This is a genomic window from Halorubrum sp. CGM4_25_10-8A (assembly GCF_005435025.1).
Classification (GTDB): Archaea; Halobacteriota; Halobacteria; order Halobacteriales; family Haloferacaceae; genus Halorubrum; species Halorubrum ezzemoulense.
In genome coordinates this window covers 279,487-298,527 of sequence record NZ_SGTX01000002.1, presented here as the reverse complement: position 1 = coordinate 298,527, position 19,041 = coordinate 279,487, and the positions used below count along the sequence as shown (strand labels likewise).

Genomic DNA, 19,041 nt, shown 5'->3' with positions numbered 1-19,041 from the left:
CTGCGTCATCAAGGCAGACCCTGATCCCATCCGATTCGTTGGATCGACTCAAGACCCGGAACCTCGGCAAGTCGGTCTCTGATCTCCGCTTGAGTCATTGTCGTCGTCCAACGAACTGCGACTCCAACGGTAATGACCGTGGCCGACAGTTTTGGCTCGATACTGTGGAGTTCGTCTATCAGTACGTCATCGACAGCTGCCGTCTGTGAGAGACGGTCTTCGGCGTCGGTAACGAGATCACCGTCTGCGCCACAGGGGATACGGATCGTCACGACGGCAGTTGTCGTCGAAGCTGTGTCGTTGGTATTGGTTACAGCCATTCTATCATCTCCGTAGAGGAGCACCGCATGGGCTAATTGGTCCAGAGCTGTGCTCCGAGTGCGCGAGGGACGATTCGAACGCCCGTCTCGGTCGTGGCAGGACCGCGTGGTACCGAACGCCACCACTCGCGCATGGTGAAAAATGAGAGAACCAGACTATACAGGCTCGAACGCACCGATGCCGCCGAGAACCTGCGCCGGCTTCTCGGCGTGCTTGATGAACGTGAGCACATTTTCCGTCCAGCCAGAGATATTGTAGACGTTCTCGTAGCCTTCCGGTGTTACCAGATCACCGTAGGCGGCAAGATCGACGAGATACAACGCCGTGTCTGTAGCGACCTCCGCTCGGTAGGCATTGAACGCCGACTTGACGGTCTGGGCATCGCGCGCCGTGAACGGCGTGCTGTCCCAGATCTGCATGTCGGTAAAGACGACGATGCGCTCAACGGGCTCACCTCGCTCGCGGAGGTAATCGATTGCCTTCCAGCCGTTCGTCGAGTTCCCGACATCCTCGTCGATGGCCAGCACAGCATCTTGGCGCTGCAGTACTGGCGTGTCGACGTGCATCGGAACGGTCTGGAAATCGTCGCCGAACCCGCCGACCTCGGCACCTTGATCGGCCAGGATCGCCCCGAATAACGCGCCGATCTCTTTCAGGCGGAGCGTGCTGTTCGTGGATAGCGCCATGTCCATCGACCCTGAGAGGTCCACGGCGACGAATGTATCTCCGAGTCCATCGGGCACCGTCTCGACAGCGACGTCGATCGCCTTTTCCAGCCACCGCTCGACCGCTGGTGCTTGGACGTCAGCATTCTGGAGCGCGGTGTACGCCTGGTAGTACCGGAACGGGTACAGCGGCGCGTACCGGACTGCGTCCAAGTCAAGGTGGTCCACGATGGTGTCCTCGTCGACGCCGGCTTCGAGCATGTTCCGGAGGTTCCGGATCGACGCGAAGATCGGCAGCGTGTACTCGTCGTCCTCGATGAGCAGTTCCCAGGCGGCTTGGGTGTTGCCGCGCTCGGAGATAACCGTCTCCCAGGTGTTCGGCGACGGCAACGGGTCGACGCCGGGATAGTCGTCGAGATCGCCGCGCATGAATCGCTCGAACAGCACCTCTTGGTCGGTGTCGACGGGCGTGGGGTGGACGCGGTTGAACACGTCGTGTAGCGTCACCTCACGCCGCGACAGTTCGTACTTGCCCAGCGTGTAGGCGTCGGCCATCGAGACGAGCGCGTCTTCGATCCCGCGTCGAAGTGGCCACGGGGCAGTCCCGCCAAAGAGTTGGTCGTGGATAGCGAGGCTGGTCGCCGTCTCGTCCATCCGCTGGATGATCGCCGGGGCCCACTCTCGGGTGAGTGATTCGGGGGAGTCGTCCTTGAATCGGTCGTCGTTGGCTGCCAGCACGAGCAAGACCTGTGGGATGTCCCGCAGGGAGAGTTCTTGGCGCGCGTACGCGGCGAGCTTCAGGACGAACTCCGGATCCTCGTCTGCCGCGGCGTCGAACCGCCGGACGACAGCAGCGAGCTGCTCGTCATCGGTTTCGTAGAACGAGCCCTCCAGCAGTTGGTTGATCGTGCGCTTGTACAGTGCGAGTCGTGGGTCGGCAGGCTCGAACGCTTCTCCACCCTCGTAGTTGGTGGTTCGCGTCGCCTCCGCGACCGTTTGTTTTGGCGTGTTGAATTCCATCCTATCACTCGGAGCCGCAACAGGCGACTCCGATACCGGTGCTGCTCACACGTGCTGCGAGCAGCGAACGTCTCCGGCACGATTCGAACGTGCGACACTCGGCTTCGAAAGCCGGTGCTCTGTCCTGGCTGAGCTACGGAGACAAAGACGTGGCCGGGAAACTGCTGGAGCCGGAACAGCGTGCTACCTTTACACCACGGTGGAACAGTGGGATTCCACCGCCGGGATTCGAACCCGGACTTCCGGCTCCTGAGGCGAAGGATGACTCCAACTCGACGGCCACGAGATGAGTGATGGCGACCGGAACACTGTCGGGGCGGGACCGGTGTCAAGAACACTCTTGTGCTCTCTTTGTCCGGGATGTTATCGATGGACGGCGCCACCGACAGGATTTGAACCTGCGAGTTCCTAGCGAAGCAACGCCCCGACTCGACGGTCGCCACGTGCAGTCGGGCAACCGGTGGTGCGACGGGCTATGACTCCCGTTGGATGTGCTTTGCGGGCGAAGAAACGCACCACCTCGACGACCACACGCTTGGGGAAAGCCGGCCGTGACAGCGTCACGGATCCGTGGCTGCCCGCTATGTCAGACACGGAAAACGCTGTCAGGGCCAGCCCCCGAGTGCTCCCGAGGGGAATCGAACCCCTGGCCTCCAGTTTGAAAAACTGGCGTCTCTCGCCAACGGAGACTCCGGGAGCGCGGTAGGGACGATATCAAGCGCTGAGGTGCGGCGGACACGCACGGATTATCGCCGGCGTTCGAAGCCCTCGAGTTGCCCGTGCGTGAACGTCACTTGATACGCGACGAGTGTCTCGAGATCCTCGAAGGAGTGTGTGAGCTTGAAGCGTCCGTGGTAGTCGTCTCGTTCGATCCAGCCGTCGTGGACTCGATTCAGACTGCCGGCCATGTAGCGGATATCTTCCTCGTCGACGTCGTCTCGGCTCGCGTATGGCCGGTCCTCGGGCGGCACGTCTTCGGTGTGCCACTCCTCTTCTAAGAGATGACCGTCCGCCGTAATCCGAAATGTGGTCATAGTCGGTCGGTCGATACCTTTCGTCTGCCAGTCGACGTCCTCGGCAGGAGTCATCCCTTTGGGGTACTCCGGTAGGTGGACGTCGTCGTAGAGTTCGACTGTATCGAATAGTCCCATCGTTGTCCTCCATTGCGGGACCAGGAGTCGAACCTGGACCTCGGGGATATGAGCCCCGTGGACTACCATTATCCTATCCCGCAGCACCACAATTCGGAACTCACTCATGGGTATCTCTCAGTTCTCCACAGCTGTCCGTCCCTCAGTCTCGTCGGCTGGAAGTGAGAGGTCTCGGACTGTTGGAGAATGCTCCAGCCCGGATTTGAACCGGGGGCTCGGCCGTGAGAGGGCCGTGAGTTTGGCCGCTACTCCACTGGAGCGGGTGGGCCTCTCCTGGAACGGGTCATCGGTCAGTGGGACGGGCAGGATTCGAACCTGCGTGTTCTCGTTACAAGTGAGATGAAGGAACTCTCACCGTCGCACCGGATCTCCGGTGAAAATTCGGCGAGAGTGTGTGAATGCCAGGCTCTTCCATCGTCCCGTAGTCTCCCCGGCACGACTCGAACGTGCGTCTCCTCCTCTACAGGGAGGCATCGTAGCCGTTAGACCACAGGGAGAAAATGTCGCCGCGAGGATTCGAACCTCGGAAGGACCTACGCCAGCGGGTCTGAGCCGCTTCTCGTTGACCACTTGAGTACGGCGACGTAACGGTGAAGCGAGAATTGTCTCCAGGCACGATGGCCGGATGCCGCCACCAGGATTCGAACCTGGGAAGGACTAACCACACGGGTCTCGACCGTGTCCGTTTGACCACTCTGGCATGGCGGCGCAATTCGAGAATCGCCGGCGACTCTGCGAATCACTTTGGCACGCAGCGGCGGGAGAGCGATTTGAACACTCGTGTCCTTGCGGACGCTGCGGTTCCAACGCAGTCCCTTGACCAAGCTAGGGAAACCCCGCCAACGGTGAGACGGAGAGTCGAACTCCGAAGCCTCCTGGCTCTCGGTTTCAAACCGAGCGCGGTCGCCTATCCGCATGTCTCACCATCTCCGTCAGAACTTGCTCCGATGAGCCCGCCTCGCGTTTCTCACCAGGACACCGGAAGACGCGCATTACTCAGCTTCTGAGCTTTACTACCGAGGCGAATGTGTTCATCAGCACCCAGTCACAGCAGGGATGGATGACGGTTACCTCGTTCCGTGGAAGTACGCGCCGTCCTCGGTGACGCAGATTCTCACACTTCCAATCGTGTCGATGGACGTTGTCTCACCGAGTGGAACGTGGCGGAACGCTTCTTCTTCGCAGTCAGGGCAGACATTCGTTGGCATCACGCCGTGTCCCGGATTCGAACCGGGAACCCGTCGCCGGGGCTGGCGTAGCAGGCCAGTGGGGTCACCATTCCCCAGTCACGGCACACTGAGCCGACGAGGATTCGAACCTCGGTCCTGTGCGCCCAAGGCACAGTTCGTCGTCCGCTGGACCATCGGCTCACGGGACTGCCGAGCGTTCGGCAGTTAGTTATCTATCTGTAGGACTGTTTCCAACTGCGCAACCGCGACCGAGTAGTCGTGGTTGCGCGTCTCATCGCGGGGGCGTACTTCGGGAGGTTCCCGGGAATACCACACCGGCTCATGTAGGTTGCAGACCCTGCTGGGCCCAGCATCGTCGGAACGATCCAGCTGATCGCACCAACGGGCTGCCTACCTCGATGGGTATCCCCACGTGGTTTGTCCACGCGTCCACGCCGACGCCGGGATTTGAACCCGGATCACGGCCGTGACAGGACCGTATGATCGCCGGATTACACCACGCCGGCATGTCGCCCCGGCCGGAATCGAACCGGCGACTTCCGGATTCAAAGTCCGGCGTCCCTCGCCAGCGGAGACTCCGGGGCTTGACGTAGCCGCAGCTAACGCTGCGGGGGGTGTGTGCTAGCGACTCCTCGTACGCTCAGCGCGTACGGAATCGCTCGTTCGTTCCATTGTCAGGAACGAACGCAGACCAAACTGCCACGAGCTTCAGTCGCCGTACTCGCGTGACGCTGTGAGCTAAGCGAGTACGAGGCGAAAGCAGGCGGCACTCCCGTGTTCCCCAGCCCCTGACGGGTAGTCCGCGTGGGAGCCAGGTTATGCGGGTGAGAGTGTCCGGAGATCGCCGGAGTGCGTCGCGCTCTCGTGTTCGATGGTGACGCAGGCTCGACGATTCTCGTCCGGTCTCTCCGCACGCTGGTCTTGTAGGTACTCGCTGAACACGCGACCCGCGGCTAAACAAGAGCAAGCACGCCGCGGTTTGAAGCGAGTATCGACCATGTTGCGGGATTCTCCGTTTACGAGGTTTGTTTTGGACGTCTGTCACAGATTATTGTGGGAACTGTATTAAAATTAGTCAGGGTGTGGTAACTATAGGCACTATTTTGACGAATCTAGTTCGCGGTCCGATCAGTCAACTACCCCACCCTACTTCGCTCACTCTGACGGGTTCGCTCGTGGAGGGTGTCGTCAGAACTCTTCGAGTTCTGGCTGCTAACCAGAAGTCTGTGACTTCTGGTGATGGGGCTTGTCCGTGAACTCGGCCTCGAACCCGTCCGGGTGGGCGGTGAATCCGTCACTCGGCGTCACTGTTCCAGACTTGAGGGCAAGCTGACTGTTTCCCGTCCGTCGAGACGACTGTTGGCCTCGACGGACGTACCGCATCCCAATGTTCTTCGCCGCATTGTAGTCCGCGTTGGCTTCCGACTCACACTTCACGCACCGGAAGCCGATCCGAGTCGTGCGATTCTCCTCAGCTGTGAATCCACACTCGGCACACCGCTGTGACGTGTACGCCGACCCGACTTGCTTCACCGAGATGCCGACCGCTTCGGCTTTGTATTCTACCTGCTCGTACAGGGTTCGGAACGCCCACTTGTGACCCCACGACGCACCCGTTCGGTTGCGGATGTCTGTCAAGTCCTCAAACGCAGTCACGAACCCGCTATCGACGGTGGGGCTGTTGTGGCTCAGCCCGAAACACAGGTCGTACTCGAAGAAATCAACCGTGGAGATACTCTTGGCGCAATTGCGCCACATATTGTGTATCCCAGCCTTTGGTTTCGACGTAGTAGCTGAGCACAGCGTCGACGTATTCTATGGGCAGGATCTTGTGAGTTGCGAGGATACAGAGCATGTGTGGTGTCGTGAAGAGTGTGTTCCGGTCGTCAAGTGCGAGATTAATGAAAAGGTAGTTGGTAGTGTTGAATTCGTCCGTGATGAAGAGTTCTGCCTCCAACTCGTTGGCCAGCCAGACACCTTCGGCCTCCTCCTGATCAAGCCCATAGTCGATCGGCTCGTCGGCCCGGTTGTCGACATCGTGTGTTGTTATATGATGGGCAGCTTGGAGGATGAGATCCGCGGCAGCAGCTAGGAGGTCATCATCTCCCGTGGCATGGGTGACCTCGCCGAGAACACTCGCTGGTACGTGGACGTCGTACCCGGTGAGGAGTGTTTTGAGTGGGTCCCCGCCAGAGGGAGCCTTCGGCCGCCCGTCAACGACCGGCGTGGCGAGATTCAACAGTACATTCGTATCGACGACGGCAACGGCGTGCTCCGACATTATCAGGCACGCGACTCGTCATCAGAATCAGCCGAATTTGAATCCGTCCATTCGGAAATCTCGCCGTCGTAGAAGGCATCGTCACTCGGGAGCCCATCCTCGAGTGTGGGTATAGCGGGCGTCCGATCGATCGACTCTCGGAGGAGTTTCAATCGCAGTGCCTCCTCACGGCCCAGAATTGCTTCGACGGTGTCGTAATCGACCCGGCCGTCGTAGTAGGCGTCGCTCAGCCGTCGCTGGAACTCCTCGTCGTTTACAAGCTCTTCGAGTTCGTCTTCAAGTGCGTCGATGATGAGACGGGTACGAGAGATGTCGAGGATTTCAATCGCGCTATCGGCGCGCTCAACGAGGGACTTCGGGGCGTTAAAATCGACGCGTGTTTTTTCCTCAGCCATCACACTATGTGTAGAATCTACACACACATAGTTTCTTTGCCGTTCAATCGAGTGGATCATTCGTTGACCACTCAACGCCCTCCCACGTTCGAACGGTGTCGCCAACGACCGTCCGAAACTCATCGACCGGCGTGGTACGGACACTGGAGGGCATCGGACCATAATCGTCCCACTCCGCAGTGTAGCGGACGACTCTCGATCGAAGACGGCCGTCCGCCGAGTCCGGATCGTACGTTTCGAAGATGTGGTGGACACCGAGCACGAGTACTTCTCCGAGTTCGTCGTGGCGGTAGATTGTATTTTCAGTGAGATTCATACGCGTTCGACGTGCTTATTCAATCTCTGCGTCCGGGCGATCGATACCGGCTTCCAAGTCGGCGAGATCGCGTTCGAGCCGATCGATGTGCGTTTCGAGGTCTTCGACGCTCATCAGAGCGAGACGGAGGAACGCGTCGTCCCGCTCCGGCATCAACGGAAGCTGACTCGTCGATGCCGGCAGGTCGTCCGACTGTCGTGCGCGTTTGCGGACAAGTTTTTCACGAGCGCTGCGCAGTTCTCGACGGATGAGTTCATCGTCGTCCATGGGTTGGCACACACCGGAGTACAGCCCGCTACGGCCCCGGAAGGGCGGTCGCACGGACCGTCTCACCGAGTGTGTGGCTTTCCGACCAACGTTCGGAGATTCATGATAGCGTGTGCCGAGACCTATGACAAATACTTTTTGTAGAGTACATAAGTTCCAGTACAGCATCAACTCCATCGGCGCCAGTCACACACTACAAGTCGTGTGGACAGTGCGACCAGCCGACTCGGAAAGGCAGAATCCTTATGATTGCCTGACCAGAATCCTCGAATCATGCAAGCAGTCGTACTCGCGGCCGGCAAGGGCACGCGCCTCCGCCCGCTCACGGACGACAAACCGAAGGGGATGGTCGAGGTCGACGGCAAACCCCTCATCACCCACTGCTTCGATCAGCTGATCGAGCTCGGCGCCGACGAGCTCATCGTCGTCGTCGGCTACATGAAGGAGGTAATCATCGACCACTACGGCGACGCCTACGAGGGCGTCCCGATCACCTACACGCACCAGCGCGAGCAGAAGGGACTCGCCCACGCGCTCCTCACGGTCGAGGAACACGTCGACGACGACTTCATGCTCATCCTCGGCGACAACATCTTCCAGGCGAACCTCAAGGACGTCGTCCGTCGCCAGCGCGAGGAGCGCGCGGACGCCGCCTTCCTCGTCGAGGAGGTCCCCTGGAAGGAGGCCTCCCGCTACGGCGTCTGCGACACCAACCAGTACGGCGAGATCACGGACGTCGTCGAGAAGCCCGAGGACCCGCCGAGCAACCTCGTGATGACCGGCTTCTACACGTTCACGCCCGCGATCTTCCACGCCTGCCACCTCGTCCAGCCCTCGAACCGCGACGAGTACGAGATCAGCGACGCCGTGGATCTGCTCATCCAGTCGGGCCGCACCATCGACGCCATCGGCCTCGACGGCTGGCGCATCGACGTGGGCTACCCCGAGGACCGCGACGAGGCCGAGCGCCGGCTCCAGGGCGACGACGCCGACGCGGACGGTGACGAGGCGGACGCGGACGCAGTCGTCGAGTCCGACGCGTAGGGCGACGAGAACGAGAGCTATCGCGACGCCATTAACGCGGTCTTTGTTGCCATCCGCTGGAGAATCTCACGGAGCATAGCCGTAGGATCGGGACAGTTCCCGTACTACAGTTCTCCCGTGTAGTCGGGAATGACGTTGTTGAAGAGGTCCTCACAGCACTCCCAGAGGAGTTTCGGAGGAGACGCCGCTTCGAACACGACCGCTTCATACGCCGGAGTTTCCATCGAAGCTGTCTGGTACTGGAAATGCGCTGCGCCGAGGTCGTCGTGGTCGTCGTCTTGATGCCAGCCGCAGTGGAACTCCGCGTTCGGATCGGCGTAGTCGATCCTGAACTCGTCATGGGGCGGCGTGAGCTTCCAGTGGACCTCGAGCTGCGGTGACTCGGAGCCGGTCGGCGGGACGACCCGCTGTGAGTCGATCGCAGCGGCGAGGTACCGCTTCTGGATCGCGTCCGGTTCGAAGCGGACGGAGGTGACCTCCGCTTGTCGCTCCAAGACGTCCTTGAGCGTCCGGTAGAGGGCCGGATTTTCCGCACCGCGGTTCATGCGGACGCGGAGCGGCGTTCACCGGGGAAGCGGTCGTAGAGGCGGAGTGCGTCTTCGACGAGACGCCGGCGCGTCTCGAGGTGATCCCACTCGCGGGCCGCTTGTCGACGATTGCGTTCGTCTGTGACGTCGTCTGTCCGGCCGAGGCTCGCACGGAGCTGATTGGCCGTTTCGACGTCGTATTTCGTCTTCCACGTGCGGATCTGCTCGTTTATGTCTTCGAGGCTCGCAGCGAGTTCGTCGGGCGAGTGTTCCTCGTAGAGTTCGCGCATCTCGGCGAGATACTGACCCACCGGATCCGGCTCGTACGTCGTCTGCTGACCGCGCGTGTCCGATCGCAGTGTACCGTCGTCGACCAGTCGTGTGAGGTACTTCGTCGCCGTCTCGTGGGCGACCTCGGCTTCTTCGGCTATCCAATTGGCTGTTCGGGGTTTCCCGACCGTGAGGGCGACCGCTTCGACGCGATCGGCCGCCGACAGACCGTTAGTCCAGCTCCGGTCCGGTTCGTCGCTCATGACCGCTGATATAGTCCCTACGTAGAAATAATTTGAGGTAGTTCAAATTAAATGTGATACACGGCGGCTCTCGGTCCACCGCGTCTGTCCTCGAACCGCGACGAGTACGAGGTCGGCGACGCCGTGAATCTGCTCATCCAGTCGGGTCACATCATCGACGCCGTCGGCCTCAACGGCTGGCGCGTCGACGTCGGCTACCCCGAGGACCGCGACGAGGCCGAGCGCCGGCTCCGGGGCGACGACGCCGACGCGGACGGTGACGACGCTGACGCCGACGCGGTCGTCGAGTCCGACGCGTAGGGCGCCGAGGACGAGCGGTATCGTGAAAGCGCTACGAAAGTCTCTCGTTCACGGTGCTGCTGTGCCGACGTTCCCGTTCGAACTCGCGAAGGGGATATCTATCTCGAGACCGTCGTAAGCCAGCAGCGGCTTCTTCGCTTGTCCTGTGCCGCCGCCTTCGAACTCGATGACGCCGATATCTTCGAGTTCGGAGAGATTGTGGTGTACTTGCTTGTAGTCTCGATCCACCAGGCCCGCAGTTTCACGAATGCTTTCGGGTTCGTGTTCGAAGATTGCCTCCAGTAGCTCCAAGTTCTTCGGACTAAGGAGGCGGTTGAGTTCAGCGTACGAGCCGAAGTTGAGTACTGGCTGAGCGTCGTCGAGGTCTTCATCCTCTTGGGCGGCCTTGATACGGCTGCGCGTACGCTGGTCGAGGCGATCGCGTTTGCCGACGGTGATTTTGAGCGTGGGCATGGTGTGTCTCTCTTGGAAGCGTCCTACTCCGGCCAGTCCCACGAAACGGGGGTCAGCTCTTCGACGTCCCGCTTGAAGCGGTCATACAGGGCCAGCATTCCCGGAAACGGAATGGTTTCGTCATCATCTCTTGTGTGGCGTTCGTGACCCTTCGTCCGTTCGTGGGCGTTATCGTAGCGAAGGATGGTGTCGCCGCCAACCTCTCCGAGGTGTAGGCCGTAGTCCCATCCACTCGGGTATTTTGCCGCCTCCGTCTGCCGGATGGTCACATCAACGACGTAGCCATCTTCGACATCCTTCCAATCTTCGATGGTGGTGTAGGACGCCATCCGTCACCCTATGTTGTCATCTCCATAGAAATAAAGGTGTGGACGAAAGAACATAGGTTTGGAGATAGAAGCCGAACATATCCGAGAGAGGTTCAAGAGAGGGCTGGGTTTCCGCTCCGATACTCATGCGGACGCGGAGCGTCGTTCGCCGGGGAAGCGGTCGTGGAGGCGGAGTACGTCTTCGACGAGGCGCCGGCGCGTCTCGAGGTGGTCCCACTCACGGGCCGCTTGTCGACGGTCGCGTTCATCTGTGAGGTCTTCTGTCCGGCTGAGGCTCGCACGGAGTTGGTTGGCTGTTTCGACGTCGACTACCCCGAGGACCGCGACAAAGCCAAGTGGAGCCTCGCCGGCGACGAGATCGCAGAATCCGACACCAGCATCGAGGATGTCGACGAGCCCGACGCGGTGCCAAACCCTAAAACGCCCGTCCCCGAACCCCCATCTAATGCGCGTGAGCATCGTCGGCAGCGGCTACGTGGGGACGACCGTCGCGGCCTGCTTCGCCGACATGGGCCACGAGGTGGTGAACGTCGACATCGACGAGGAGATCGTCGCGGCGATCAACGACGGCCGCGCGCCGATCCACGAACCGGGTCTCGACGACCTCCTCGCGGAACACGGCGGCGGCACGCTCACGGCGACGACCGACTACGCCGCCGTCCGCGACACCGACCTCACGTTCCTCGCGCTGCCGACCCCCGCGAACGACGACGGGAGCATCGACACGTCGATCATCGAGGCGGGCGCCGAGGCGCTCGGCGACGCCCTCCGGACGAAGGACGGCGACCACGTCGTCGTGACGAAAAGCACCGTCGTCCCGACGACCACCGGGGAGACACTCGCCCCGATCCTCGTCGAAGCCTCGGGGAAGGAGTTCGGCGACGACCTCCATGTGGCGATGAACCCAGAGTTCCTCCGCGAGGGGACGGCCGTCGCGGACTTCCAGTCGCCCGACAAGGTCGTGTTCGGCACGCGGCCCGACGACGCGGTCGCGCTCGACGCCCTTCGTGGGGTGTTCGAACCGCTCCTCGACGCCACCGACGCCGCGGTCGTCGAGACGGGGATCGCCGAGGCCGAGATGATCAAGTACGCCAACAACGCGTTCCTCGCGAGCAAGGTCAGCCTCATCAACGACATCGGGAACGTCTGCAAGCAGTTCGGCGTCGACGCCTACGAGGTGGCCGACGCGGTCGGCCTCGACGACCGCATCGGCGAGCGCTTCCTCCGCTCCGGCTTAGGGTGGGGGGGAAGTTGTCTGACGGGCGATCAGCGTGTTCTAGCGAAAGACGAGACAGGTACGAGACATCTCACGCTCGGCGAGTTCTTCGACGAGTACGTTTCCGACGGGACCGTCGACGACGTTTCGGTACTCAGTCGGTCGGAACAGGGCGAGTTCGCGTTCAAGCCCGTCAAGGTGGCGACGCGCCGCCGATACGACGGTCCGCTACACACGATCCGGACGAAAATGAACAAACGGGTGACCGTCACGCACGACCATCCGATGATTACGCTAAAGGGGAACGATACCGCGGTCAAGCCGGCTGCGGAGCTCGAAGCGGGAGATTCCGTGCCGGTGTTGGCCGATCTCCCGAGCGATCCCGTTTCGGAGTTTGACCTCATCGAGATCGTTGCCGAGTCGCCCGACTTCGAGAACGATCGGGTGTATCTGAAACCGTCGACGCCGTTGGAGGCGAACAAAGACGAGGTGTACGAGGTGCTTCGCGCGTACAACCGTCAGTTCGACTATCACAAGCTCTCCGATCTCGTTCGAGATAACTACCTGCCGCTCGACGTGTTCCTCACCTACGAGGAGGAGTTACCGGTCGACAGGGAAGACCTGTCTCTCTACACGACGCGGGACGGTGGGCAGACGTACGTGCCAGCCATACTCCGCGCAGACGAGCAGTTCTGGCGGTTCATCGGGTACTATCTCAGTGAGGGCCACATCAACGACGACACCTCTGGACACGGGTCGACCACCAGAAGACGGATTCAGTTGAGTTTCCATCCAAGCGATGAACCGGAGTACGTCAGCGATGTTGAGTCGTACTACGAGGATCTGGGGATTCGGTATCAAACAAGGCAACAGGAGACTACGACGGCGATCAGCGTCTCCAGCCGGGTTTTCGCCGCGTTCCTCGAGTGGCTCGGCTGTGGTACCGGCTCCTACTCCGCGGCGATCCCCGACGACGCGTTCCAAGCGACGGCCGACGAACGCGTGGCGTTGCTTTCGGGACTGTTCCGCGGTGACGGGCATATCGAGTACACCAATCACTCGAACGCCGTTGTCTACGACTATGGCTCCGTTAGCGAGGAGTTGATCGACGGGATGACTCTGCTACTCCACAGTCTCGGCATCGTCCCGAGCTACAAGACCTCGCAGTCGGAGAAGTCGACGCGGCCGGCCCACTTCCTGCGTGTGAGTTCGAAACGCCAGATCGCGGCGCTGAAGGAGCTGTTCCTGCCCGAAGAGCAAGACCGGATCGACGATCGGCTCGACGCGTATGATCGGGACATCGCACCGACGGGGCACACGGCGGACGGCGGATTTACCTCAGTTCCGGTTCGCGATGTCACCGTCGAGGAGACGACGACGGACGTTTACTCGCTGGAAGTCGCCGAGGACCATACGTTCGTGACGACCGACGGACTAGTCGTTCACAACTGCTTCCCGAAGGACACGAATGCTATAATTGCGGCCGCGAAGGATACCGGCTACGACCCCGAGTTGCTCGAGGCGGCCGTGCGCGTGAACGACGGGCAGCCGGATCGGCTGCTCGCGCTGCTCGACGACCACGTCGACGTGCGCGGCGAGCGCGTCGCCGTCCTCGGGCTCTCGTTTAAGTCGGGCACCGACGACGTCCGGAACTCCCGAGCGATCCCCGTCATCAAGGGGCTACAAGCGCGCGGTGCGACCGTGGTCGCGTACGATCCGGTGGCGACGGAGAACATGCGCGCGCACTTCCCGGACGTGGAGTACGCCGACTCGGCGGCGGCCGCGCTCGACGGCGCGAGCGCGTGCGTCGTCTGTACCGACTGGGACGAGTTCGCCGCGCTCGACGCGGAGTTCGACGCGATGGACGCCCCGATCGTCGTCGACGGCCGGCGGATCATCGAACGGCGCGACGGACTCACCTACGAGGGACTCACCTGGTAGCGATCACTCGGACCGACGACGCCATAGGCCGCTCGCGACGAGGAGCGCCCCGACGCCGCCAGCGGCGAGCGACCCGGCCAAGAGGGGATAGCCGATATCGATGACGACGCGGACGAGGTAGATCGACCCCTCGTACCCGACGAAGTAGTGGTTCGTCACGTCGTTGCGGTACGCGAACCGAGTACCCTCATCCGACGGCCCGCGGTCCGAGTAGATGCGGTCTGCCGAGTTGACCGCCCCCCTGACTGCGGCCTGTTCTTCCGGAGACAGGGCCGCGAACTCGATCGGCTCGATCTCGCTCGGCGAGTACGCGTCGAGCGACGCCGCCATCGCCTCCTCGGTGGGTGCCTGCGCATCGATCGACGTCTCGTAGGCGGGTAGCCCGAGGTACGCGCCGCCAAGACACGCGAGTAGGCAGCAACAGCCGAGCGCGACGCGGAGGGAGACTCGCGTTCGGTTGAACTGGACCATGCTCACTGGACCGGCGCCTCGATCTCGCCAACCCGCCGCATCCGATAGAACCGAACCCTGCGCGTCAGTACGCGCCAGCACACGGCCGCGACGGCGGCCCCGACCGCGTTGGTGAGCAGGTCGCCGAAGTCGGCCGTGCGCGCGTCGAGCGTCGACTGGAGCAGCTCGATACTCCCGCCGTAGCCGACGGCGAGCAGGAACACGACGCCCAACACGGTTCGGTCGCGCCACGGCGAGTCCTGAAACGCGTACGCGAGCGTCACCGCGAGTCCGGCGTACGCCAGCCCGTGGAGCCACGTGCCGTACGGGAACACGCCGAGGGGACCGGTCCGTATCACGCCGCTTCCTGGCGGCGTGAACACCGAGTAGTAGAGGATCGTCGACGCGACCGCGACGACGCCGGCGAGGCGGAGCCACCGCGGCACGAGCGGGAGTCGGAGCCGACTCATCGTACCACGCTCCTCTGTGGGCGCCGGCAAAAGGGTACGGATCCGCGCAGTTGAGCGCACGCCGAACGAATACGCTTTTTACGCGCGCGCCGGTCGTCGTTGGTAATGCCGCGCTCGGAGGGACCTCCATGGAGTTGATCGACGACGAGGGACGGCTGTTCGGCCGCGTTAACGTCATCGACGCGCTCGTCGTGCTGCTGATCGCCGCCGTCGTCGTCGCAGGCGCCGCGTTCGTGCTCACCGACGACCCAGCGCCGCCACCGGAGACGGACACCACGTACGCGACGCTCGACGTTGGCACCGTCTCGCCGTACGTTGTCGACGCTATCGAGGAGGGTGATGCCTACGACTCCGATAGCACATCAACACTCCGGATAACAGACGTTCATCTCACGCCACAGGACGGTCAGACTCGCGTCGTCCTCCGCGTAGCGCTTGAAGGCGAACGCAACGAGCAAGGAAGTCTCACGTACGCAGGGGCCCCACCACGACTCGGACGGACGCTCGATATCACGACCGACCGCTATCAGGTCAACGGCCAGATTCGTGACGTCGGCGACAGCGACGCATTGGCTACCGAACAACAGCGCGTGTTGCTCTCGAGTCAAGTCGATGCGGGCACCGCGCAGGCGGTGACCCCCGGTGACGAGATTCGCCTCAGCGACCGCACCGTGGCCCGCATCAACAACGTCACCACCTACACGACCAACCGATCGACCCAACGACAGCTGTTCGTTGAAGCGACGCTCGCCGGGCACCGCCAGCAGGACCGGCTCCGGTTCGGCGGCAGTCCAGTCAGGCGAGGACAGAGCGTAACACTTCCCACAAATAAGTACACACTCGACGCGCGAATCGAACAGGTCAGCCACGATATCGACATGGACGCGACAACGACCCGGACCGTGACGCTCCGGATGGAGGAGGTTCGCGAGGACTTCGCGGACGCCATCGAACCGGGGATGGTCGAGCGGACCGGCGACACCACCGTCGCTCGCGTCACCGGCGTGGAGACGGAGCCGTCGCTCATCATCACCACCGGCGAGAACGGCAGCGTCAACGTCGTGGACCACCCGGTGAACCGCGAGGTGACGATCACCGCGGACCTCCAGCTCCGAGAGATGCCGAGCGGCCTCGCGTTCAAGGGCGACCAGATCCGGCAGGGGTCGACCGTGGCGCTCGATCTCGGCACGGTTACTGTGGAGGCGACGGTCGTCACCGTGGGGCGGTAACCACGTCCAAGTCCGCCACAGTCGCAACACACATGAGCGCCCACCCGAAGATCGATTCAGATGAGTGACGAGACGGAGGCGGGTACGCTGGCCGGAGGCGTACGGCGGGCGGCCCGCGAGTCGCGTCTCGGTCGCCTATCGCGGCGCACCGCCGACGCCGTGCGCGACTCGTACCTGTACCGCTGGCTCACCGCGGAGCCGGACCCGGATGTGATCGTGATCGATCTCCGGGAGACGTGGACGGTCGGCCCGTTCATTCGCCTCCTCGATGCGGTCCTCGACCGGCTCCTCCCCGCGCTCGACGACTCTCGCCTGGCGGCCGCGGTCCGGGCCGGCGTGCGGCAGACGTTGGCGGCGCCGGCGGTCGCCGTCGGGCTGGCGCTCCTCGCGGCGGGCCTCGCCCTCGGACTGGCGAGCGTCGCGGCCGGAACGCTCGGGACGACTCGCCTCGTCGTTGCGGGCGGCCTCGTCGCCGCCGGCGTGCTCGCCACCCGCGAGCGCCGGAGCTGGGCGGCGCTGCGCGAGACGCGTCCGGTCGAGCTCCTCGTCGCCGCGCTCGAACCCCCGGAGCCGCCGGAGGGAGCGACCGCCGACGCGAACGCGACTGAGACCGGACGGGAGCACCGCTCGACGGACGAGGACGCGAACGCGGGCGACCCCGACGGGACGGAACCGTCCGAGCCGGACTCGTCGGTCGACGGGCGGACCCGCTCCGGCCGCTAGGCCAAACGGGGTCGCTTAAGTGACTGCCCGCGCCCGATTCGGGTAGTGACCACCACGGAGCTGCTCGTTGCGATACTCGCCGGGATCGTTCAGGGGGTCGTCGAGTGGCTCCCCGTCTCGAGTCAGGGGAACCTCTCGCTCGTGCTCACGCTCGTCGGCACCGACCCCGCGGTGGCCGTCCAGCTCGCCTTATTCCTCCAGCTGGGGACGACGCTGTCGGCCGCGACGTACTACCGCGCGGAGATCGCGACCATCCTCAGGGCGATCCCCGGGTGGCGCCCCGCGACGGCGTACGACGCGGACCACGCGATCGCGACGTACGTCGTCGTGGCGTCACTTTTCACCGGGCTCGTCGGGATTCCGTTATACGTCCTCGCCGTCGACCTCGTCAGCGAACTCACGGGCGGCGTCTTCGTCGCCGCGATCGGCGTCCTCCTCGTGGTCACCGGCCTGCTCCAGCGGGCCTCGGACACGGTGAGCATGGGCGGCCGCGAGACGCCCTCGCTCGTCGACTCGGTCCTCGTCGGCGCCGCGCAGGGGTTCGCCATCCTCCCCGGCATCTCCCGGTCGGGCGTGACCGCGAGCACGCTGCTGTTCCGCAGCTACGACCCCCCGACCGCGTTTCGGCTCTCCTTTCTGCTGTCGATTCCCGCAAGCGTCGGCGCGGCCGCGCTCACCGTCACGAGCGCGGGCGGCCTGCCGGGGATCGCGCCGGTGCCCGCGGCGGTCGCGCTCGGCGTGAGCGGCGTCGTCGGCTACCTGACGATCGACGCGCTCATGCGCGTCGTCGAGCGCGTCCCCTTCGCGACGGTGTGTTTCGCCCTCGGCGCGCTCGCGATCGTCGGCGGGGGCGGGATCGCGCTGCTCGTGTGAACTGAATCACGCGACGGCAACCCGTCTACGGGTTTCCCGGCTGCGTGAACTACCCTACCCTACTCGCTCACGGCTGACGCCGCTCGCTCCTTGAGGGTAGGGCTTCCTGCTTCTACGACGCGCTTTGCAGACACCGAATGGGTGTCCGCAGGGAGCGCAGTCTCCACAGGCGTATCTTCGGGCCATCCCAGCCCTAATTCAGCAAAGCCTCTCTGCAAGACGTTCATCGCCGCATTCGCGTCACGGTCACATTCAAACCCACACGAGGGACACGAATGCTCTCTAACCCAGATAGGTTTCGCTGTCTCCACGCCACACGACGCACACTCTTTCGTCGTGCCCCGCGCTTCGACTTGAACCACGTGCGTCCCGTACAGCTCGGCTTTATATTCGAGCAGAGTGATGAACTGTCGCCACGCCGCATCCTGCTTGTTCTGGGCGTTGTACGACTGTTCCAGCATCTCCTTCACATCCAAGTTCTCGACGAACACCGCGTCGTACTCGCGGACGAGCCACGTCGTGAGTTTGTGCTGGTAGTCCAGCACCTTCCGCCGGATGTGACGCTTGATTTTCGCAACCTTCAGTCGTTGTTTCTCGTAGTTGTTTGACCCTTCCTCTTTGCGAGAGAGTTTGCGTTGCTTGCGACGGAGTTGTTCGTACTCGTCTCCGAGATCGAGCCAATCTACAGTTTTCCCGTCCGAGGTGTGGATGTAGTTACGGATACCGAGATCGATTCCAACGCTGTTGTTCGTGTTGAGTGCATCTACGCTGGGTTTCTCGGGTAGATCGGCCTCATCGGTTTCGAGACCGAAAGAGACGAACCACTCACCGGTTGTCTCTTTTTTAATCGTGACTTCTTTGATCTCCGCTGTATCTGGGAGTTCGCGGTGGTAGCGGATCGGGATGTCACCGATTTTGGAGAGCCAGAGTGTCGCGTTGTGGCCACTCGTGTTTTTGAGTTCGAAACCGGACTGCGAATACGTCATACTCTGAAACTCCGCTGGCGATTTCCACTTGAGCATCCCGACCTTCTGACCATTCCGTTTCTTCTCAGAGAGATTCGAGAGGTTCTGATAGAACCGCGTGACGGTTCGCTGGAGTGCTTTCGAGTGAACCTCTGTGAACACGGAAAACTCGTCTTTCCAGTCGGTGAGACGGTCGTGATGCTTGTACGCCGACCCAACGTTGTCGGCGTCGTTGTGATTCGTGTACTCGTACCGCGTGAAGTTGTACGCTTGGCGATGAACGTCGATGTGCTGTTCGACAGTCTCCGCCACCTTTTGTGTCGGATAGGCGTGGTAGCGGTGACTGTATTCCATCGCTGTCCCTCAGTTTGGGATATGTTTA

19 protein-coding genes, 13 tRNA genes and 4 pseudogenes are annotated in these 19,041 nt (G+C 62.3%); 7 read left to right on the top strand and 29 right to left on the bottom strand.

The features are described 5' to 3' along the window. Nucleotides 1-8: 8 nt before the first annotated feature. The 21 genes and pseudogenes from EXE52_RS03855 to EXE52_RS03760 form a co-directional block, all read right to left on the bottom strand. Complete coding sequence (locus tag EXE52_RS03855) at nt 9-320, bottom strand: hypothetical protein (RefSeq protein ID WP_137708407.1); 312 nt, start codon at nt 318-320, stop codon at nt 9-11. A gap of 59 nt (nt 321-379) precedes the next feature. Next, nucleotides 380-452, bottom strand: a tRNA-Gly gene (locus EXE52_RS03850). Between the two features lie 24 nt (nt 453-476). Next, nucleotides 477-2,006 carry a TROVE domain-containing protein gene (locus EXE52_RS03845; protein WP_137703449.1) on the bottom strand — a complete coding sequence of 510 codons (1,530 nt, stop codon included), beginning with the start codon at nt 2,004-2,006 and terminating at the stop codon, nt 477-479. A 68-nt stretch (nt 2,007-2,074) separates the two neighbouring features. Continuing rightward, nucleotides 2,075-2,149 (bottom strand) — tRNA-Arg (locus tag EXE52_RS03840). Between the two features lie 480 nt (nt 2,150-2,629). Continuing rightward, nucleotides 2,630-2,705 (bottom strand) — tRNA-Glu (locus tag EXE52_RS03835). Nucleotides 2,706-2,752: 47 nt separating this feature from the next. Continuing rightward, on the bottom strand, nt 2,753-3,157 hold the full coding sequence (locus tag EXE52_RS03830) for a hypothetical protein (protein WP_137703448.1): 405 nt from the start codon (nt 3,155-3,157) through the stop codon (nt 2,753-2,755). A gap of 12 nt (nt 3,158-3,169) precedes the next feature. Next, nucleotides 3,170-3,240: transfer RNA gene (locus EXE52_RS03825), tRNA-Met, on the bottom strand. 104 nt (nt 3,241-3,344) lie between these two features. Beyond that, nucleotides 3,345-3,417: transfer RNA gene (locus EXE52_RS03820), tRNA-Glu, on the bottom strand. Nucleotides 3,418-3,451: 34 nt separating this feature from the next. Beyond that, nucleotides 3,452-3,578, bottom strand: a tRNA-Thr gene (locus tag EXE52_RS18220). An 80-nt stretch (nt 3,579-3,658) separates the two neighbouring features. Beyond that, nucleotides 3,659-3,741, bottom strand: a tRNA-Leu gene (locus EXE52_RS03810). Between the two features lie 42 nt (nt 3,742-3,783). Next, nucleotides 3,784-3,865 (bottom strand) — tRNA-Leu (locus EXE52_RS03805). Nucleotides 3,866-3,912: 47 nt separating this feature from the next. Next, nucleotides 3,913-3,998 (bottom strand) — tRNA-Ser (locus EXE52_RS03800). A 369-nt stretch (nt 3,999-4,367) separates the two neighbouring features. Further along, nucleotides 4,368-4,450 (bottom strand) — tRNA-Ser (locus tag EXE52_RS18215). Between the two features lie 4 nt (nt 4,451-4,454). After that, a tRNA-Pro gene (locus tag EXE52_RS03795) sits at nt 4,455-4,527 on the bottom strand. Nucleotides 4,528-4,779: 252 nt separating this feature from the next. Continuing rightward, a tRNA-Asp gene (locus EXE52_RS03790) sits at nt 4,780-4,853 on the bottom strand. Nucleotides 4,854-4,856: 3 nt separating this feature from the next. After that, nucleotides 4,857-4,932, bottom strand: a tRNA-Gln gene (locus EXE52_RS03785). 627 nt (nt 4,933-5,559) lie between these two features. Continuing rightward, nucleotides 5,560-6,003 (bottom strand): annotated as a pseudogene (locus tag EXE52_RS03780) (zinc ribbon domain-containing protein); the annotation flags it as partial. A 64-nt stretch (nt 6,004-6,067) separates the two neighbouring features. Next, nucleotides 6,068-6,628: a hypothetical protein gene (locus tag EXE52_RS03775; protein ID WP_137703447.1), complete on the bottom strand. Its 561-nt coding sequence runs from the start codon at nt 6,626-6,628 to the stop codon at nt 6,068-6,070. Nucleotides 6,629-6,630: 2 nt separating this feature from the next. Next, nucleotides 6,631-7,023 (bottom strand): hypothetical protein, encoded by a 393-nt coding sequence (locus tag EXE52_RS03770; RefSeq protein ID WP_089309112.1) that lies wholly within the window; start codon nt 7,021-7,023, stop codon nt 6,631-6,633. Between the two features lie 43 nt (nt 7,024-7,066). After that, nucleotides 7,067-7,339, bottom strand: coding sequence for a hypothetical protein (locus tag EXE52_RS03765; RefSeq protein ID WP_129452297.1), 273 nt, complete (start codon nt 7,337-7,339; stop codon nt 7,067-7,069). A gap of 15 nt (nt 7,340-7,354) precedes the next feature. Beyond that, nucleotides 7,355-7,606 carry a hypothetical protein gene (locus EXE52_RS03760; protein WP_137703446.1) on the bottom strand — a complete coding sequence of 84 codons (252 nt, stop codon included), beginning with the start codon at nt 7,604-7,606 and terminating at the stop codon, nt 7,355-7,357. Nucleotides 7,607-7,879: 273 nt separating this feature from the next. Between EXE52_RS03760 and aglF the strand changes: the two genes are divergently transcribed. Then, on the top strand, nt 7,880-8,650 hold the full coding sequence (aglF, locus tag EXE52_RS03755) for a UTP--glucose-1-phosphate uridylyltransferase AglF (protein ID WP_049931913.1): 771 nt from the start codon (nt 7,880-7,882) through the stop codon (nt 8,648-8,650). A 104-nt stretch (nt 8,651-8,754) separates the two neighbouring features. Here the strand turns inward: aglF and EXE52_RS03750 are convergent, their stop codons facing one another. Both EXE52_RS03750 and EXE52_RS03745 read right to left on the bottom strand, forming a co-directional pair. Beyond that, nucleotides 8,755-9,195 carry a hypothetical protein gene (locus tag EXE52_RS03750; protein ID WP_049931912.1) on the bottom strand — a complete coding sequence of 147 codons (441 nt, stop codon included), beginning with the start codon at nt 9,193-9,195 and terminating at the stop codon, nt 8,755-8,757. Next, the gene (locus EXE52_RS03745; protein ID WP_049931910.1) at nt 9,192-9,710 is read right to left on the bottom strand and encodes a hypothetical protein; all 519 of its coding nucleotides are present in this window, start codon (nt 9,708-9,710) and stop codon (nt 9,192-9,194) included. The genes EXE52_RS03750 and EXE52_RS03745 overlap by 4 nt, the downstream gene beginning before the upstream one ends. Before the next feature lie 90 nt (nt 9,711-9,800). Here EXE52_RS03745 and EXE52_RS03740 point away from each other — a divergent pair. Further along, nucleotides 9,801-10,010 (top strand): annotated as a pseudogene (locus EXE52_RS03740) (UTP--glucose-1-phosphate uridylyltransferase); the annotation flags it as partial. Nucleotides 10,011-10,058: 48 nt separating this feature from the next. Here the strand turns inward: EXE52_RS03740 and EXE52_RS03735 are convergent. The 3 genes from EXE52_RS03735 to EXE52_RS18690 form a co-directional block, all read right to left on the bottom strand. Beyond that, nucleotides 10,059-10,463: a hypothetical protein gene (locus EXE52_RS03735; RefSeq protein WP_049931933.1), complete on the bottom strand. Its 405-nt coding sequence runs from the start codon at nt 10,461-10,463 to the stop codon at nt 10,059-10,061. A gap of 23 nt (nt 10,464-10,486) precedes the next feature. Beyond that, entirely contained in the window at nt 10,487-10,792 is a 306-nt protein-coding gene (locus EXE52_RS03730) for a DUF6516 family protein (protein ID WP_049931908.1), read from the bottom strand. 123 nt (nt 10,793-10,915) lie between these two features. Next, on the bottom strand, nt 10,916-11,251 hold the full coding sequence (locus EXE52_RS18690; RefSeq protein WP_085682621.1) for a hypothetical protein: 336 nt from the start codon (nt 11,249-11,251) through the stop codon (nt 10,916-10,918). Here EXE52_RS18690 and EXE52_RS18970 point away from each other — a divergent pair. Continuing rightward, nucleotides 11,238-13,451 (top strand): annotated as a pseudogene (locus EXE52_RS18970) (nucleotide sugar dehydrogenase); the annotation flags it as partial. The gene EXE52_RS18690 and the pseudogene EXE52_RS18970 sit on opposite strands and share 14 nt — an antisense overlap. Before the next feature lie 3 nt (nt 13,452-13,454). Continuing rightward, nucleotides 13,455-13,949 (top strand): annotated as a pseudogene (locus tag EXE52_RS18675) (UDP binding domain-containing protein); the annotation flags it as partial. 3 nt (nt 13,950-13,952) lie between these two features. Here the strand turns inward: EXE52_RS18675 and EXE52_RS03715 are convergent. After that, nucleotides 13,953-14,426: a hypothetical protein gene (locus tag EXE52_RS03715; RefSeq protein ID WP_199237899.1), complete on the bottom strand. Its 474-nt coding sequence runs from the start codon at nt 14,424-14,426 to the stop codon at nt 13,953-13,955. Next, entirely contained in the window at nt 14,423-14,869 is a 447-nt protein-coding gene (locus tag EXE52_RS03710; RefSeq protein WP_049931902.1) for a VanZ family protein, read from the bottom strand. The genes EXE52_RS03715 and EXE52_RS03710 overlap by 4 nt, the downstream gene beginning before the upstream one ends. Before the next feature lie 128 nt (nt 14,870-14,997). On the opposite strand from EXE52_RS03710, the gene EXE52_RS03705 reads away from it, so the two are divergent. Genes EXE52_RS03705 through EXE52_RS03695 form a run of 3 tightly spaced genes read left to right on the top strand, consistent with a single transcriptional unit; the run spans nt 14,998 to nt 17,694 of the window. Next, nucleotides 14,998-16,098, top strand: a complete 1,101-nt coding sequence (locus tag EXE52_RS03705; protein ID WP_137703444.1) for a DUF4330 family protein — start codon at nt 14,998-15,000, stop codon at nt 16,096-16,098. Nucleotides 16,099-16,158: 60 nt separating this feature from the next. After that, a complete protein-coding gene (locus EXE52_RS03700; RefSeq protein ID WP_094520790.1) occupies nt 16,159-16,821 on the top strand; it encodes a hypothetical protein in 663 nt (220 codons plus the stop codon). 45 nt (nt 16,822-16,866) lie between these two features. Further along, nucleotides 16,867-17,694 carry an undecaprenyl-diphosphate phosphatase gene (locus EXE52_RS03695; RefSeq protein WP_049931899.1) on the top strand — a complete coding sequence of 276 codons (828 nt, stop codon included), beginning with the start codon at nt 16,867-16,869 and terminating at the stop codon, nt 17,692-17,694. A 59-nt stretch (nt 17,695-17,753) separates the two neighbouring features. Here EXE52_RS03695 and EXE52_RS03690 read toward each other — a convergent pair whose 3' ends face one another. Next, complete coding sequence (locus tag EXE52_RS03690) at nt 17,754-19,013, bottom strand: RNA-guided endonuclease TnpB family protein (RefSeq protein WP_137703443.1); 1,260 nt, start codon at nt 19,011-19,013, stop codon at nt 17,754-17,756. Nucleotides 19,014-19,041 lie beyond the last annotated feature (28 nt).